A 17,217-nucleotide genomic window follows, 5' to 3' on the forward strand; every position below is an offset into this window, starting at 1 on the left:
GACAATTGTTTGACGGGATTATCAAACGCCTATGTTGCGCGCGATGCTATCGGCAGCCATGCGCTTGCGCCATTCAATCGGCCCGGAATTATGAATCGAGTTTCCCTCGACATCGACAGCCATGATAACCGGCATGTCCTGGACCTCGAATTCATAAATGCCCTCCATGCCCAGGTCTTCAAAGGCAACGAGCCGCGCCGCCTTGATCGATTTTGAGATAAGGTAGGCAGCGCCACCCACTGCGACCAGATAGGGGGTCTTGTGTCTGGCAATCGATGCAATAGCGGCTGGCCCCCTCTCCGCCTTGCCGACCATCGCAAAAAGCCCGGTCTGCGCGAGCAATTTTTCCGTAAAATCGTCCATGCGGCTTGAGGTTGTTGGGCCAGCCGGCCCCACGACCTCATCCCTCACCGCGCGGACCGGTCCGACATAGTAGATCACGCGTCCCCGGAGATCGACCGGGAGCGGCTTGCCGGCATCGATCAGGTCGACCATTCGCTTATGGGCGGCGTCACGACCCGTCAGCATCTTTCCGGATAGAAGAAGAGTTTCTCCGCAGCGCCACGATGCTGTCTCTGCCCTCGTCAGCTCATCCAAGTTGACCCGGCGGACGCCGGTTGTTTGCAAGTCCTCGGGACCGATCTGGGGCCATTGGGACAGATCGGGCGGTTGGAGTTGCGCTGGTCCTTTGCCGTCCAATGTGAACGTCAAGTGCCGATTGGCTGCGCATTGCGGGATGAGTGCCACGGGCTTGGACGCTGCATGGGTCGGATAGGTTGCAACCTTGACATCAACGACAGTTGTCAGACCTCCGAGACCTTGGGCTCCTATCCCGAGAGCGTTGATGCGTTCATAAAGCTCAATGCGGAGCGCCTCCTCAACGTTTGATGGCCCCTTGGCGATGAGATCGGTCATATCGATAGGCTCGTTCATGGCCTCCTTGGCGAGCAGCATCGCCTTTTCGGCGCTACCACCAATGCCGACCGAGATCAGCCCGGGCGGGCACCATCCGCTGCCAAGGGTCGAAACGGTGTCGACCACCCAGTCGGCAACAGATGCACTGGGGTTAAGGGTGGTGAAACGTGCCTTGTTTTCCGACCCGCCGCCTTTTGCGGCGATGGTGATCTCAATCTTGTTGCCTTGCACAAGTTCGACGTGGACGACTGCCGGCGTGTTGTCGCGGGTGTTCAATCGTCGGCCAAGCGGATCCGAGATGATCGATGGTCGAAGAGGATTGTCGGGGTCGAGATATGCCTGTCGGACGCCTTCATTCACGAGGTCGGCGAAACTGGCCGCAGACTTGATGCGAATGCCCATCGCGACCTTGGCGAAAACCACCACGAGACCAGTGTCCTGGCAGATCGGCCGCCGCCCAAATGCCGCCATGCGCGAATTCAGCAGAATCTGCCCGATGGCGTTCTTAGCCGCCGGGCTCTGTTCGCGCGCATAGGCCTGCGAAAGGTACCGGATGTAGTCGGGGGGATGGTAGTACGAGATGTACTGAAGGGCGTCGGCGACGCTCTTTGTGATATCCCTGCCGGCAATGATTCGTGATTTTTTATCCACGAAATCTCATCCGAATGAACCGAACCCGTTGACCAGTTTCAGGCTCTGGAAGCTCCGCACTCCCTGCTCGCCTCCTTCATATCCATACCCGCTCTGTTTAACGCCTCCATACGGCGCATCTGCTGAAACCCCTTTAAGATAATTCACACTAAGAGCGCCGGCCGAAAGACCGCCGATCAGCGCCCGTTTGGTATCGTCAGCACCGGTGAAGAAGTAGGCGGCCAAACCATAGTCAGTGGCGTTGGCTTCTTCGATCGCCTCCTCGATGGTGTCGAACGGTGCCACGGTGAGGACCGGTCCGAACGGCTCGTCATGAAGCACTTTCGCATCCTTCGGCACGCCTGTCAGGATCGTTGGCGGCCAGTAAAAACCCGGTTGCTCGAGGCGGGTGCCGCCGGTTTCGATGGTGGCGCCGCGATCGACCGCATCCTTGACCAGACGCTGCATGGCCTCGATTCGCCGCTCGTTTGCCATTGGCCCCATCTCCGTGGAAGGGTCGTCCGGCGGACCGATTTTGATCTTGCGGGCGGCTTCCGTCATCAGGAATAGGAATTCCTCATAGAGAGGCCGCGCGACGAGGATCCTGCTCGGCGCGTTGCAACTCTGACCCGCGCACTCGAACTTGTATTCCGAGATTGCCGGTATAGCTTTTGCCAGGTCGGCATCCTCGCACACAATGACGGGGGAGTGCCCACCGAGCTCGAGGATGCATCGCTGCAAGTTATTCGCGGCAAGCTTGGCGAGTTGTTTTCCAACCTCGGTAGAGCCCGTGAAAGTTAGGACCTTGACGATCGGCGAGCTGAGGAGATGCCGGGATATTTGCACCGGAACGCCAAAGACGAGATTGACCACGCCGTCCGGAATACCCGCTTGTCGCAAGGCTTCGACGAAATGGACAGCCGCGCTTGGCGTCTCTTCAGCCCCTTTGAGGATCACCGGGCAGCCTGCCGCCAAAGCAGGGGCGAGCTTGCGAGCGATGAGAACGGCGGGATAGTTCCAAGGCGTAAAGGCAGCAACGACGCCAAGGGGCTCCGGTACGATCATCCGGTTCGGGCCTATCGGAATCGGGGCCGACAGCCCTTCGGCATGCGTGCCGTTCCACTCCAGCGTCTCGACAGCGCGCGCGAACTCACCTGTTGCTTCGGCAATCGTCTTTCCTTGTTCGGCCAACAGGTCTCTGGCTGCCGCTCCAACCTTCGCTGCCAGAATCCTTGCGGCTGCTAAGAGGATTTCGCCGCGCTCTTTTGCAGACCGTGAGGACCAAGACCGGCGGTTTCGCTCTGCCGAAGCGAGGGCCTCATCTAGGTCCGATGCCGTCGCCGAGGCCACCGAGGCAAACACCTTCTCCGTCGCGGGATTGATCACCGGCAGACTGGTTGCGTCACCACTGTCTCGCCACCTGCCATTGATGAAAAGCTGATAGCTCGTGGCGTTGGACATCGCATGCTCCGCTTGACTGAATTCAGGTGCGAGACCAGCCGATATCCCGACCGTGGGCTCTCTTCTCTGCAGTTTCATCGCTTTGATCGGGTCCGGTCAAATATGGAATATCGCCCAAAACCATCTGGAATCGAGATTGACATCGCTCAAGCAGCCGCGGAGGAGCAATAGCACTGAAACTGGTTGGGATGTGCCTAAGCCCGGTCCGGAACCGTCGCCGACCAGTGCCTGCTCTCGATCAATGTCCTGACGACCTTGGGAATCAGCTTGCGGACCGCGGAGACGGCGGGAGAGCGGTCGTCTTTCGGGTTGACGGCAAGGACAACGGAACGAGTTATCACGGGATCAATGATCTTAACCGTTCGGACTTGGCCTTGAGACGCCTCTTTCTGAATGGCCGACGGCGTAAGGATGGAATACGCCTTTCCTTCCATGACCATATTGATGATCGTAGAAAGGGAGTCGACTTCGAATCTGACGTCCAGCACACAACCATGTTGGGCAACCACATCAGCCACCGAACGCCTGACATTGTTGTTGCGCATGGGAACCGCCAGCGGAAACGCGTGCAGGTCGGCTAGCGGTATCGAATCTTCGAAAGGCGGTTCACCCGGCGGCACCACCAGGCAGAAGTCTTCGCGGGCCAGCACCGTCATTTGTCCTACGCTCTCGGCAGTGCGGTACAGAACAGCGAGATTGAAACGGCCAGCAGCCATCCACTCCTCCAGCGGTCCCGTCATGCCCTCGATCATCTTAAGCGAGATCCTCGGCAACTCGCTTCTTACCGATTCAAGCAGGGGACCGCTAAGGACGCGAGCGGCTCCGGACGGAATGCCAATAGTCACCTCTCCGGAAGGAGCGGCCACCGAATTGGTCAGTTCCGCCTCAGTGAGTTGAATTTCATTCAGAATGATCCGCGCGCGCTCAAGCAACTTGTCTCCGGACGCCGTGACACTGACACCGGTTCTGTCGCGAACGAGCAGCTGGGTGCCGAATCCTTCCTCCAGCTGACGCACATGCAGGCTTAGAGCGCTTTGTGCAACGTTGAGCATCGCAGCTGCCTTCGTGAAACTGCCGGCTTCCACGACGCCGACAAAGTATCTTAACTGCCTGATGTCCACGATGAACAAATCCAACCGAGGCATGATCCTCAGTGCTTTTATATCTATCTCGAAACGAGATGGCAGGCAAGTAACAAACCGTCGGACAGGCTCGAAAACCAGCCTGTCCGGCCGCTGACTTAAGGCTCAATTGTCGCTACCGAGAGCCAGGATCTCGTGGGCGCGGCGAACCACTGGCGGATCAGCCATCTTACCATCCAATGAGAATGCAGACAGGCCACGCGTGGCGGCATCGTCTTCCGCCGCGATAACACGATGGGCCCACTCGAGTTCCTGTGGGCTTGGCGAGAAAGCCTCATTGAATATGGCCACTTGTGTCGGATGGATCGCCAAAGCTCCGGCAAAGCCAAGCCGCCGCGCATGCGCCGCGGCTTCGCGAAGTTTATCAGTGTCGGAGAACTCGCCGATGCTCCCTACGAAGCCCAGCGGGAGCAACCCGGCCGCACGGGCGGCAAAAAGAACGGAAAGGTTCGGCGCCAACAGAAGGTCGAACTCCGGGGAACCGCCAACAGCGGCACTGAAGTCTTCGGGACCGAGCGCCATTGCGACCATCCTGGGATGCGCCGACGCAATGGCCGCGAGCCTTTGCAAGGCGCTCGGGGTCTCGATCTGGGCAAGGAACTGGATGCGTCCCAGCGGAAGATTTCTTTCTCGTTCAAATTCCGAAACCGCATTAGCGATCTCAGATATCCACTCTGCCGAATCCGTCTTCGGAAGAACCAGTGCGTCAACACCAGCCATCACGGCTGCATCGAGATCGGCAGCCAAGGCGCGCAAACCACGATTCACGCGGACCAAAACAGATGCGCCCTTGCGCGCCACCTTTGCCACGGATTCAGGAAGCTGCCGCCGTGCCTCGCCCTTCTGATCCTGGGGAACGGAATCCTCTAGGTCGAGAATGACGCCATCTGCACCCCGCTCATGAGCCGTCTCCACAAAGCGCGGAACGTGAGCGGGTACGAAGAGCAGGGATCTCCAGCGTGGTACAGACATCGCGCTTTCAACGGCCGCAAAGGTATCCTTGATCATGGAGTCGCCACTGCGGCCGATTTTAGCGAGCGCGGTGCCAGTGAGCTTCCTGGGCGGCCAGCGTGCTGAGATGATCCGAAGTACACAGGCGATTTGGAAATCGCGAGCGCACTTACCTTACCGAGAGGCGGGCTCACGCTGACGCGGCTCTCGCGCGCAAACGCCCCAGAACCTCCTCGCGGACAGTCTCGGTATGAGCGCCAAGAGCCGGAACTGGGCGCAACGAGGGTTGCTCGGAGTTGAAAATCGCCGCCGGCGCTATCGTCTCGACGGTTCCTTCGGGTGTGCCAACCTCAACCCTGCGAATGTGTGGATGCCTCGAAACATCCACCACTTCGTTCAGTCGGCCATATGCCAAGCCGGCCGCCTCGAGCTCCTGCATTGCTTCGTGGCAGGATAGTTCAGAAAACCGCCGTTCAATGATCTCATCAAGTTGCGCACTGTGACCGAGGCGCTCCATATTGTCAGCAAAACCAGGTGCGCGTGTAAGCCCCGGCTGCTTCAGGAACTTCTCGCAGAAATTCACCCATTCACGGTCATTCTGAACCGAAAAGATGACCTCTTTGCCGTCGGCGCAACGATAGGCGCCATACGGCGCCAGCGACGGGTGTTTCACGCCCGCGCGTACCGTGTGGTAGCCGCTGTAGTCGTGTTGCAGAACCGGCACGTTCATCCAGTCAGCGACGGCATCGAACAGTGACACCTGAATGCTGGTCCCTTCGCCGGTGACCTCGCGGTGGTAGAGCGCCTGAAGAATGGCGCTATGCGCTGTCATGCCCGCCGAGATGTCGCAAACCGAGACTCCTACACGGGCGGGCCCTTGTTGGTTGCCGGTGATCGCGCATAGACCTGTTTCAGCCTGAACGATGAGATCATAAGCCTTCAAATGGGAATACGGCCCTGTCTCCCCGAAACCAGAGATGTCGCAGGTGATCAGCCGCGGGAAACGTCGACGGAGATCCGCAGACGCGAAACCCAGTTTTTCGATACTGCCCGGCTTCAGATTCTGGATAAAGACGTCTGCACTGGCAATGAGCGTGTCGAGCACGGCGCGATCCGCCTCCAACCTCAGGTCCAGACAGACCGACTCCTTACCCCGGTTGAGCCAAATGAAGTAAGTGCTCTGTCCCCGCACCAACTTGTCGTAGTTGCGGGCAAAGTCCCCTTCGGGCCTCTCGACCTTGATGACACGGGCGCCGGCGTCAGCAAGACGGGAAGATGCGTAAGGCGCGGCCACGGCCTGCTCCACGGCTACGACAGTGATCCCCTCAAGAGAGTTCTGCATGCGACACCGTGCTTTTCATGCAATTTTTTCGTTTTTGGTCCGACGATGGTTCAGCATCGCCAGCAACCGGTTTTGTTCGTTCCCAACAATTGAGAATGCCTCGTCGACACCCATTCCGGGCTTTGCAAGCATCATGTCGGCCTGGGTTGCCACGGATACGTGGACGGAAGCTTGGGCGGAGAGATCTGTCTCGGTACAGCTTCCCCCGACATATGCGCCTACCTTATTCGCTTTGCAGAGAAGAACTGCCCGCGCTGTATCGGCAATTGAGCCGACATCGGGCGTCTTGATTTGAACGAGATGCGTGGCCTTCGCTTCGGCAAAGAGCCGGATATCCTCAAGCGTATTGCATCTCTCATCCACGACAATGCGCGCGCTGGAACCCCGGTTGTCCAAAATCGATACGATCTTGGCGTAGTTCTCAATTTGAGCTTGCGTCGAACCAAAATCCGCCGGGGACTCGATGTTGAGCGTGAAATCCGGGACGGTATCTGCAACCTTGCAGATAAAGTCGGCGATCCGTTGCGGCTCTAGGCCGATTTCCTGGCCGATCCAGCCATACACATCGAAATGCAGCACCGGATGATATCCTGGACTGCCGATTTGACGCGCACGCGTCACAACCCACTTCACAAACTCCATGAAGGTCTGGCCGTCGACACCGAATTTCTGCCGTGAATTGATTAGACCGTGGGGAAGCACATCCACGGCTTTCAAAATCATCTTGTCGACGTTAAGTTCCCGAGCATCACCGCTCTGGCAGTAGATCGGGACCCTGCGCGTTGGCAGCGGTAGGTCAAATTCACTGCATACGATCTCTGCCATTGTCGTACGTTGAAGGTGGGCTGCTGCGCGAAGGAGCGCCTGGCTGACGCCATACTCAATCGCGAGAGGTAACCGCTTGTGTCCGACGGGCTCGAAAACCTTCGCGCAGGCATCAAGGTAGCGAGATACATCGACATCGATAAGCCGAGGCACCACGACCCGCGACGTCAAATCCGAGATTTGAGAAGTTTCAAACAACGCATCGCGTCCACCGGCACCAGAATACTGAACGCTCATCATGTCGCCCCAAACGACGGTGTCGTCGACAAGGACAAGCCCGATACTTAGCGAATTTGCCGGAACGCGAATGGATTGGAAGGCTGGCGTCACGGGTTGGCCCACATAGACAAAACCGTCCTGCGAGGCACCCGCTCTTATAGCTGCCTGATCGTCGTAGAAAAACGCGCCGTTTCCTGGCGCGAGGAGTACATCTTTGATCTGCACTTCAGTTCGCTCGATTTCTGCCGGACGGTGTTGACGGGCGGATGCGGTTGGTTCCGTTACCTACGAAGTATGTGCCAGTTGGCATTGGGTCCGCCAATATAATGTTCCGGGCTATGTCATCGCGTTTTGAGATGGCCAGTGCCTATTTTTAGGACCGCCGTCGCCTCTCTTGTTTTTGCACTACAATATGTCTGCTTCGCTCGCTGATCCGGTCCTCATACGTCTAACCGTAGGTCAAACAGAACAAGACAGATGCGGCCGACGCCGAGGCGATCTGCGAAGGGTCACAAGACCGAACATTTGGTTCGTGCCGGTCAAGAGCGCGAGCAGCAGCCTGTTCTTGCTATGCATTTGGTCCCGATCCTTGCTGGTGCGTCAACGAACGGCATTGATCGACGCAGTTCGGGAATTACACGGTGAGTTCGGTCCGGTGGCCGCAAAGGGAAGCATCAGGGTCGTCAAGTTGCGTCGGCGCATCGATGGAATGGAACCCAACTTGCTACTGCAACAGATCGGCTCGGCCCTCAAGGCGCCAATCTTCATGGCCTGGACCTTTCGCCGGCGGTCCCCGTTGACGCTGACGGCAATGATGGCGGGAGACGATTCGCCCAGCGCGCGGCGGACCTTCAGGCAGGTGGCGTCGATCCACAGTTACGGCCAATCGCCCTCGATCAGGCGCTCGACGAAGGCTTTCGCCTTGTCGTCGATTTCCTCGCACAGCCGCGAGACCTGGCTCTTGGAGATGCCGCTCATCCCCGCTGCAAGGCATCACGCGCGATAGAGTGTGTGTGGTGTACCGCTGAGTATTTCCGCTCCGCGCTCCGTCACCAAGACAGTCTCGCTACAGCCAAACAAGTAACGACCTTCCCCAATGAGAATGACGGGCATATGGACGGTCATATTGGCCTGAAGGACGTCCAGTGCGCTGGGCTCCAGGCTGATATTGCCGCGTTCGCCCCATGGGGACCCGGTCTGGTATCCAACCCGATGATTAAGGGCTTTGGGTCTAACAGATCGCTCGATCACCCTGCGGGCGGCCGCGTCCACCTCTCCCGCCGTTACACCTGGCTTGATTGCAGCGATGGCGGCTTCAAGTGCCTCCTCCGCCAAAGCATGCAAGGTCTCGGTCTCAGCATGCTTGCCAAGCACTGCACCGCGAACCAGAGGCCCGGCATACCCCTGCTTAATGCCGCCGACTTCAACCATCGCAGGTTCGTTGTTGCCCATTGGATGGCGTGTCAGCTTCGTGTGCGGTAGCTTCGTCCTCTCGCCAAATCCGACTGAGACAAGCCTGACGTCCTCGCCGCCGGACTTGGTAACCTCACGCTGGATGGCCACCGCCATTTCAGCTTCGGAGATGCCGGCCCTTAGAGACCGCTGAAATGCACGCACGGCCACGTCGGTCGCGGCCATCGCATGACGCATTGCATTAATCTCCAACTCGTTCTTCACGGCCATAACTGATGAGACCAGACGAGAGGCATCGGCAATTTTCATTTCGGGAATGAGGGTCTGAAGCGCATATACATCTGCCGGAGCGAGGCCCCAGCAGCCCAGCTCGAAACCTACCTTCTTGCCTGCCAACCCCAACTTGCGCAAAACGTCCGCAGCCACTTTGGCAAAATCTGGCTGCTCTGTATAACCAACCAACTCATCGATGCAGCTCTCCGCGCGAACGCCAGTGAACTCGTATTCCCGGACGACATATGTTGGAGCCCTTCCCGGCACGAGAATCAACGGAAACGGCATGAAATAAGCCCCCATTCCATCGTATCCACTGAGATACTGGAGATGACCATGGGCAGTGACCACAAGTGCATCGAGCTCGGCTTGGGCAACTGTTTCAAGCACCCTCTGCTGCCTTCGCTCGTACTCTGATTTCGGGAACGGGGCACCGGTGAAGGGAATCGATTCGACAGCAGTCATAGATAAGCTCCTTATCGTCGGTTGTAGTCGGTCAAGTTGAGGGTAGAAATACGCCCCTTAGGGCTACGTATCCGTACTCGACGGCCATGGACATGCGTCGGCTAACCAATATGCTCTCCCAGATGCAGTCTGGCGTTCAAAGAAGAATTCCCGATCTCTGACGTTCACGGATACCGGGACTGAACATCTGGAATGGCATACGATCGCCGAGGTACTCGAATGTATGGTGGTGGTGGGCAACGTTCCCTCAAGCGCCACCTACTTCCTATCTGGGCTCAAGCACCAGGATCACCGGCGCGGTAGCGGAATCGCGCCACCAGGTCATCCAGTGGTACGCCCATGGCCCGCTCTAGGTTCGCCCAGTAATACTCGGCACTAGCGAGTAGCTCCTCGCTCTGGTCAGGTGCGCGCTCCGCCTTCCAGTACCTGATCAACGCCAGCATGGTGAGCCGCGCGAGAGCCGCAACTGGCAAAAGTGGAAGTTCCGACTCGTTTATCGGCCGGCTTTGCTCGTATCCGGCGACAAAGGCAAAGGCATCCTGCCACGGGTGATCCTGAGTGCGGCCGATCAGGTGCGCGACCGTATTCGCAGGGTCAAATATCACAGCGCTATGGACGGTGTCACCAAAGTCAAGGATGGCTGCCACGAAGACATCGCTGTGCGGATCCACCACGACATTGTTGGGAGCGTAGTCACCGTGGATCACTTGCATTTCAAGACTGGGCAGCCTCGGCAGCACGACTTCTTCGAAGAGCTTGAAGACCCGTTGAGCCAGCAGTCGGTGCTTGGGGTCTGGCGCGTAACCAACAAGTCCCGCCCAATGGCGAAAGTGCCTAATGTCGTAAACTAAGCTGCGCGCGGCAGCTGGATGCCCAAATAATCGCAGCGCAATGTTTACTCGCCCGAGCATATCTCCCACCTTGGTCAACTGCTCAACGTTGGCATCCATATGCTCCCATAGAAGGCCTTCGACAAAGCAGAAAACACTAAGTGTTCGACAGGTGCCATCGCCTAAGTCGATTGGAACGCTATCCCTCTGATCGAGGGTGGGCTTGATCCGCTGGATCGGCAAGGCGTGAGCGGCGTCATCAAGATAACGCATCGCTGCAATCTGCAACGCCGTAACTTGTTCAGGCTCGTCGGACGGTGACACCTTTACGAGGTATTCATTCACGCCGGTTTTGAACCTGAACGTATGGCCCTTTTCACTGCCCAATCGTTCAACCCGTCCGCTGAGCCCGTAGTGCCTTTCAAGCATGTTATTCAGAAACAAGGGGTCGATAGATTGGCTTGATGAGAGCAGGCTACTCTCCTCCAGGAGCCGTTGCAGCTTTGCGTCAGATAATTTGTTCATGTTGCTAGAGTCCTCTAGAGCCGCTGCTTTGCTACGATGGCGAAGGTCTCAAGGAATCGAGACACATCGGCAGCGGTGAAGGCGACTGGAGGACGAACTTTCAACACGTTGCCTGCGGAGCCGGTCCGGCTGATCAGAACTCGACGATCCCGAAGGTCCTTGATGATGCTTTCGCAACGAATGGGATCAGGCACGAGTGTCTCTCCGTCCTTGATGATCTCGACACCAAGGTACAGCCCGCTGCCTCGGATCTCCGCAACATACGGAGAATCCCGTGTCAGCGTTTCAAGCCCTCCCAGCAAGGCTGCTCCGTTCACGGCAACGCGTTCACGCACATTCTCCTGCTCGAACACATCGAGCACTGCGGACGCCGCGGCTATGGAAAGCGATCGTCCGCCCAGTGTGTTGAAGTAGCTGACTTTTTGTCCGAATTCATCAGAGACCTCCGGGCGGAAAGCAACGCCAGAGATGGGAAAGCCGTTCCCAATCGCCTTGCCCATTGTGACGATATCGGGAACCACGCCGTGCCGACTGAACCCCCACATCGAATCCCCGAGCTGAGCGAACCCCGATTGAACCTCGTCAGCAATGTGGAGGCCGCCAGCGGCATGGACCTCATCGACCATTGCCTGCATGAATCCCACAGGGTGAGTAAAAATGCCGTCGGAGGTGAAAGCGGAATCGGCAATCAAGGCTGCCAGCCGGTACCCGTGCCGTTCGAGGTCAAAAATCGCGGCACGCACTTGATCCCGCATATAATTCTCGAGGGAATGCCCGGGTTCGCAGAGCCTGGGGTCAGGAGCGGAAATGAGTCGGACGTTTAGTCCGAGCGGGGATCCTGCCCCTAGCATTGGGGAAAAACTGGCGACCTCACGCGTGCGACCGTGAAACGCCCAACGCGTAACTATGATACCCTCGCCGCCCGTATGGAACCTCGCGACCCGAATTGCTAGGTCATTCGCTTCAGATCCAGTGCAGGGTAAGCTTAGCTTCGACAGCTCAACTGGGAAAGTTGCAAGTAGCCGCTCAGCATAGGCGACCAGCGCTTCCTGGGGGTAGCGAGTATCAGTGTTGACTGTGGCAATCTGGCGGGAAACGGCATCCGCAACGTGCCTGTGGGCGTGGCCGACGCCTTGAACGTTGTTAAACGCATCGAGATAATCATTGCCGTCGCTGTCTATCAGGTGGGCACCAAATCCCGAGACAAACTCCACCGGAATCGTCTCGGAAAATTGGTAGCCAGGACCGAGCACCGCGTCACGGCGTCGGATGATGTCCTGGAGTCGTTCTGGCAGATCGCTGACACCAATCGCATCGATCTGCTTGGGGTTGCGCGAGCTCATCTCAGCGTGACAGTGGACGATCGTAGAAAACAGCCGGAGTTTTCGTCGGGTCCGCTGCCTTCTGGTGAATCAGAGCAACGCTCCATAAGATTGGCAGGTTCAGCCTCGACGCGAGATGTTGCGATCGTTACGCTAACTGCTGCAAAAAAACATTCGTTCATTCGAAGTGCCCTTTAGGCTGAAATCAAATCCATGCCTTTGATAAGGAATAGACAGCCATCGGCCGCCGCGGTCCAATTCAGTTTACAGATTGTTGTCTTCTCGCGACGAGATGACAACAAGCGAGGCGATAATTGGAGCAGTGCGAGCATGCGTCAAGCACGGTGCGGGTCGCCCGCAATGCGCTGACCCCGTTTCGCCAGCGCGCTGCGGATACTACCCGACACTGTCTGTCCCCGGCGATGCCCCGCTCCTTGGGCAAGGCTACTTGAAGTTCGTGAGAAAGGGCGGCGAACTCGGGTTAACGAGCTACGATGGTTGATTCCGTGGGTGCGCCCGTGATTCGGATCGCCTGTGTTGATGACTGTTGCCGTCCAAGGTTTTGAGAAGCCGCGCCTGAAGGCACAGCTCCGCAGGATCCGTCGCAACGATTTTTCTATAGGCCCCGAGAGCCGACGCAGCGGTGTATTGCACCGTTCGACACTACCAGAGTTTCGAATTGTTCGTTTGCAACTCGCCGGCGCTAGGTGAATTGCTCAAACTGCCGGCGCGGCAGCTGAACGTCATCCCTGACTGCCATCGGCAATGCTCCCTGCTTGTCTGGCTATGTCGGCAAGCCGCCATCTACCCTGAAGATGCCCTCAACCATCTGCCTATGCACCTGACGGCTGCGCCAAAGAATCATTTCGCGCCAATCCTCCGACCTCGGATCGTAGTGTTCGCGAAGACGGAGTCGGATGGCTCGTGCAAGGTCCGGGTCAGCGTCGGGATTCTTCGCTAACCAATGATCCTCTCTCAGGACCCTTCGACCGTTCTCCGGATCGAACGTACCGAATTCAAGCGCTACGTAAATGTGACGCTCACCTAGCAGCCGCTGCCAAAACTCATCAACGCAGCCCCGTATCGGCACTGACGATGAGGTCCCAAGATCAGGCGAGGTTACCGATCTGCCAAACATTGCCAATGCACGTTCATAACCAGCAAGCCCAGAGGGCTGCTCAGTCTGAAGCTCGCCGTATCCGAAGGGACCCAGGCCGGTATGTGCGTCGACAATCACCACCTGATCCCGGGACTTTAGAGAGAAATCGTCCGAAATGCTCTCTAGCGTCAAACGCGAATGGCTGGGACCGAAGCCTCCGAAGAATACGCCGTGGGGATCACTATACTGTCCAGCCTTTCGCGCGGTTTGGAAGGCGACTTCGCCATTCTCCTTGCGAAATTTCTCAATAGCCAGCTCAGAGGCTTCAAACTCGGGACCACTTATCAGTGCTGGGACGAGATGATCGGCAAGATCGTCATACCCCGGATTAATCGGAAGAGGCTGCGAGAAGTCCACGAAGTTGCGATTAAGGTCACAACCCTCTTCGGTGACGCGGCGGTTCCACGCAAAACCATATGGGTTGAGTGCATGTATCAGCAACATCGCCTGGTCCGGCCCCAGCGAGCTCGCATTGCCGCCTCGCATCCAGTCCACTTGCCCAGCCGAGCCGCAGTAGCCCTCTACGCCGTGTGTGGCCGAGATCAATACGCCCACATGACACGCGTCTGGATTGCCGAACCAAGCGACATCGGTGAACAATTCCTCGCCACCCGGTCCCCGGGCGGGCGATTCATATGATTTCACAGACTTGGCGAGCTCGAGGAACTTCTGGCGCGCTTTGAAATACGTGTCGGAAAAGCTTTCGGAGATGTCCTGCAGTATCTCGTCGCGCATTGTCAGTCCTTAACGATCAACTCGCCGGGGTTTTCGATGAGTGGCGCGTAACCATCCTCAGTAAGGATCAACGATCGGATGGTCGTAGTGCCAATCTCTTCGAGACCAAGACCCGCCATGAGATGGAAGGCCACCCCGGTCTGCTGCGCCTGACACCGCCGGCGGGTTACCGTTTTCCTTAATCTCCCGCGCGCGGTTGACGACGAACATCCGACCTTCAGTGAGCTAAGGGGCGTGCGAGTATCGCCACTTCTTCGTCGCTTTGGACATACATTGCTGATCGGATTGCGAACACGATAGATTTCGATTGCGCGCGAATATCGATGGAAGCAGCGGACAGCGAACCCATCGGATGTAGGACGCCTACCACATCTCCCTGCTTCACTTCATCCATCACCGAGCAGCGCGGTTCGAAGATGCCCGGCGAAGGCGATTTCAACTGGTCGGAGGCAGTTGTTTCCAGTGTTTGGCCGGACTTCTGCTGACGGAACGTCGGATACTCGGCCTTGCCCGCGACCAACCCTAGCGCAATGAGCCCGTTGCGAACCCCAGCTTCGTACAGGGTGAGAGCTTCGGCGCTAACTACGCCGCCGCCAAATTCCGTGCAAATGAATGTTTTGCCTTGTCTATGCACGCAAGTATCGAACATTCCATCCGTTTCGTTGTGCTCCCAGAGCAACGTCACCGGCAACTTGAATGCCTTCGAAATGCTCACCGTCTTCGTCATCTGATCGATATCGGCAATAGGGTGTGAGATGATCGACGGTGCACAATCCCAGGTCGGCCCAAAACTGTGCAGATCGAGAACGGTGTCCACCATAGGCAACAATATACGCGAAATCGCATCTGCGATCCGTTCACTTACCGAGCCATCCGATCGACCCGGAAACACTCGGTTGAGGTTCTTTCCGTCAATTGGCGTGTTGCGGGTCCAGGCCTGCACGGCAAGTGGATTGATCTCCGGTACGATGATAATCCTGCCGCACGTCTGCGCTTCGGGAAGCCATTCAACAAGTCGCCGAGCAAGAACCGGGCCTTGCAGTTCATTGCCATGGTTTCCGCCAGTGATAAGTAGGCTCGGTCCCTCCCCTCTATTGCAGCTGAAGACCGGGAGCGAAAGAGAGTCGCAGTCCGCGCCTTTGGGCACAACAAGGTGCCCCGTGCTTACGCCGGGGCTGTCGAGATCAAACGTAAGATGTGGTGCTTCGCTCATTTTTCATCCCTATTCGAGTAGCAAGGCGACCAGGCGCCGGTGTGCGTTTTTCCGTTTTATGAGTATGCGCCGGACTGTCTTCAATACGCCAATATAATGTTCCGAGCGGTACCATCGCGCTCTTAGATGGCCGCCGCCTGGCTTGGTGGAACTACCCGCTGCTCGATGTTCACAAGGACGCTGCGACAGGCACGTCACGCCTGGCGCTGTACTATCGCGCCCTTCGCCGCTCCTTCGGAATCGCCGGGCAGATTGCGTATTTCGCAAAAACGGGACAGTCGTTCCGCTAAATCGCGGACAGCAGTTTCACTAACTCGCGGACAGCAGGATGGGGTCAGCCCTCGGTTGCCTGGTTGAACTCATTTGCGATTGATTTCGCCGTTTTCGGCGCCGGTCAAGAGCGGCGGTGTTTTTTGCTTTCTCATGCTGTCGCCTTCGAGGGTGAGGCGATGGGCGTTGTGGATGATCCGGTCGAGAATGGCGTCGGCGATTGTCGGCTCGCCGATCATGGCGTGCCACTGGGCGATCGGCAGTTGCGCGGTGATCAGCGTCGATTTCCGGCGATAGCGCTCCTCGAAGATTTCCAGCAGATCGAGACGCTGCTGGTCGGTTAGGCTGTGGGTGCCCCAGTCGTCAAGGATGAGCAGTTGCACCCGAGCCAGTTTGTCGATGAGACGGGGAAAGCGGCCGTCGAGACGCGCCAGGGCGAGATCCTCGAACAGACGCGGCATGCGCAGGTAGAGCACGGAATGGTCGAGCCGGGCGGCCTGACGTCCGAAGGCGCAGGCCAGCCAGGTCTTTCCGGTGCCGGTCTGCCCGGTGATGATGAGGTTCTCATGCGCCTTCAGCCAGGCGCCCTGGGCCAGCGACAGCGTATTGCGCCGGTCGAGCCCACGATGCGCGGCGAAGTCGAGTTCTCGATGCAGGCGTCGACAAAGCGCAGCCTGGCAACGGCGAGACGGTTGGTCAGACGCTTGTCGGCACGCATGGCGGCTTCACGATCGAGCATCAGGCCAAGCCACTCGTCGCGACTGAGATCGTCGGCGTTGCTCTGGTCGGCCAGGTCCCGATAGGCGGCGGCCATTCCGCCAAGGCCGAGAGCCTGCATCTGGTCGAGGGTTGGATGTGTCAGCATGGTTGGTTTCCTTCCTTCATTGATAATAGGAGCCGCCGCGGATGTTGGTGTGCGATGGCGTGGGCTTGACCGGCTCGGCCGCGGGCGGCACACGGTCGAGGCCGGATTTGAGGATGGCTTTGACGGAGGAGTAGGTGATCGCATTGATGGTCAGTGCCCGCGCGCAGGCTGCCTCGAGCCGATCCCGCTCGTAGCGACGGGCCAGCGAGAGGATGCCAAACGCGGAGCGGTATCCCTGCTCGGGATGGGGACGGTCGCGCATCATCCGCTCGACCAGGATGGCGGTGTTGGCGCCGATCCCGGCTGCCTGCCGGATCAGGTTCGCCGGCGTTGTGTTGGCATAGCGCTGGTGCGCCTTGGGCATGTGCTCGTTGACGGTGACATGGCCGCAGCGCTGCGAGCGGCGGACATGGCTGGCGACGCGCTTGTGATCATGGAAGAGCTCGACCACCCGGTGAGTGAGCCGCACATCCACGCGCTCCGAGGAGGGCCGCCTTGCGGGCGAAGGGAGCATGTAGCTGACTGTCGGTATGGATATCGCTACTGACAGTCGCCAAGTCACTCGTCTCGAGATTGCTGACACTGGCCGCCGGCGCCGCTGGTCGGAAGAGGCGAAGCTGCGGATTGTCGAGGAGAGCTATTCGGCTCCGCGGCAAGCATCC

General features: G+C 58.1%; 11 protein-coding genes and 3 pseudogenes. All 14 read right to left on the reverse strand.

Annotated features, from left to right (window positions below; translation table 11 throughout):
* Positions 1-21: 21 nt before the first annotated feature.
* Positions 22-1,566 carry a fumarate hydratase gene (locus tag NKJ01_RS28470; RefSeq protein ID WP_352733117.1) on the reverse strand — a complete coding sequence of 515 codons (1,545 nt, stop codon included), beginning with the start codon at positions 1,564-1,566 and terminating at the stop codon, positions 22-24.
* A 6-nt stretch (positions 1,567-1,572) separates the two neighbouring features.
* Entirely contained in the window at positions 1,573-3,006 is a 1,434-nt protein-coding gene (locus NKJ01_RS28475; protein WP_352733120.1) for an aldehyde dehydrogenase family protein, read from the reverse strand.
* A 194-nt stretch (positions 3,007-3,200) separates the two neighbouring features.
* Complete coding sequence (locus NKJ01_RS28480; protein ID WP_352733152.1) at positions 3,201-4,127, reverse strand: LysR family transcriptional regulator; 927 nt, start codon at positions 4,125-4,127, stop codon at positions 3,201-3,203.
* A gap of 126 nt (positions 4,128-4,253) precedes the next feature.
* On the reverse strand, positions 4,254-5,156 hold the full coding sequence (locus NKJ01_RS28485; RefSeq protein WP_352733123.1) for an HpcH/HpaI aldolase/citrate lyase family protein: 903 nt from the start codon (positions 5,154-5,156) through the stop codon (positions 4,254-4,256).
* Between the two features lie 133 nt (positions 5,157-5,289).
* Entirely contained in the window at positions 5,290-6,441 is a 1,152-nt protein-coding gene (locus NKJ01_RS28490) for a CaiB/BaiF CoA transferase family protein (protein ID WP_352733126.1), read from the reverse strand.
* 15 nt (positions 6,442-6,456) lie between these two features.
* Positions 6,457-7,710, reverse strand: coding sequence for a methylaspartate ammonia-lyase (locus tag NKJ01_RS28495; protein WP_352733129.1), 1,254 nt, complete (start codon positions 7,708-7,710; stop codon positions 6,457-6,459).
* 513 nt (positions 7,711-8,223) lie between these two features.
* Positions 8,224-8,472, reverse strand: a pseudogene (locus tag NKJ01_RS28500) (transposase); the annotation flags it as partial.
* A 6-nt stretch (positions 8,473-8,478) separates the two neighbouring features.
* On the reverse strand, positions 8,479-9,636 hold the full coding sequence (locus tag NKJ01_RS28505; protein WP_352733132.1) for a M24 family metallopeptidase: 1,158 nt from the start codon (positions 9,634-9,636) through the stop codon (positions 8,479-8,481).
* A gap of 275 nt (positions 9,637-9,911) precedes the next feature.
* Entirely contained in the window at positions 9,912-10,991 is a 1,080-nt protein-coding gene (locus NKJ01_RS28510) for a phosphotransferase (RefSeq protein WP_352733135.1), read from the reverse strand.
* A 14-nt stretch (positions 10,992-11,005) separates the two neighbouring features.
* Positions 11,006-12,334, reverse strand: coding sequence for an aspartate aminotransferase family protein (locus NKJ01_RS28515; protein WP_352733138.1), 1,329 nt, complete (start codon positions 12,332-12,334; stop codon positions 11,006-11,008).
* Positions 12,335-13,097: 763 nt separating this feature from the next.
* The gene (locus tag NKJ01_RS28520) at positions 13,098-14,207 is read right to left on the reverse strand and encodes a M14 family metallopeptidase (protein ID WP_352733141.1); all 1,110 of its coding nucleotides are present in this window, start codon (positions 14,205-14,207) and stop codon (positions 13,098-13,100) included.
* 217 nt (positions 14,208-14,424) lie between these two features.
* A complete protein-coding gene (locus tag NKJ01_RS28525; RefSeq protein ID WP_352733143.1) occupies positions 14,425-15,420 on the reverse strand; it encodes a succinylglutamate desuccinylase/aspartoacylase family protein in 996 nt (331 codons plus the stop codon).
* A 359-nt stretch (positions 15,421-15,779) separates the two neighbouring features.
* A pseudogene (gene istB, locus NKJ01_RS28530) lies at positions 15,780-16,555 on the reverse strand (IS21-like element helper ATPase IstB).
* A 16-nt stretch (positions 16,556-16,571) separates the two neighbouring features.
* A pseudogene (locus NKJ01_RS28535) lies at positions 16,572-17,030 on the reverse strand (IS21 family transposase); the annotation flags it as partial.
* Positions 17,031-17,217: the final 187 nt, after the last annotated feature.

This window comes from Mesorhizobium sp. M0276 (genome assembly GCF_040321755.1).
GTDB lineage: Bacteria > Pseudomonadota > Alphaproteobacteria > Rhizobiales > Rhizobiaceae > Mesorhizobium.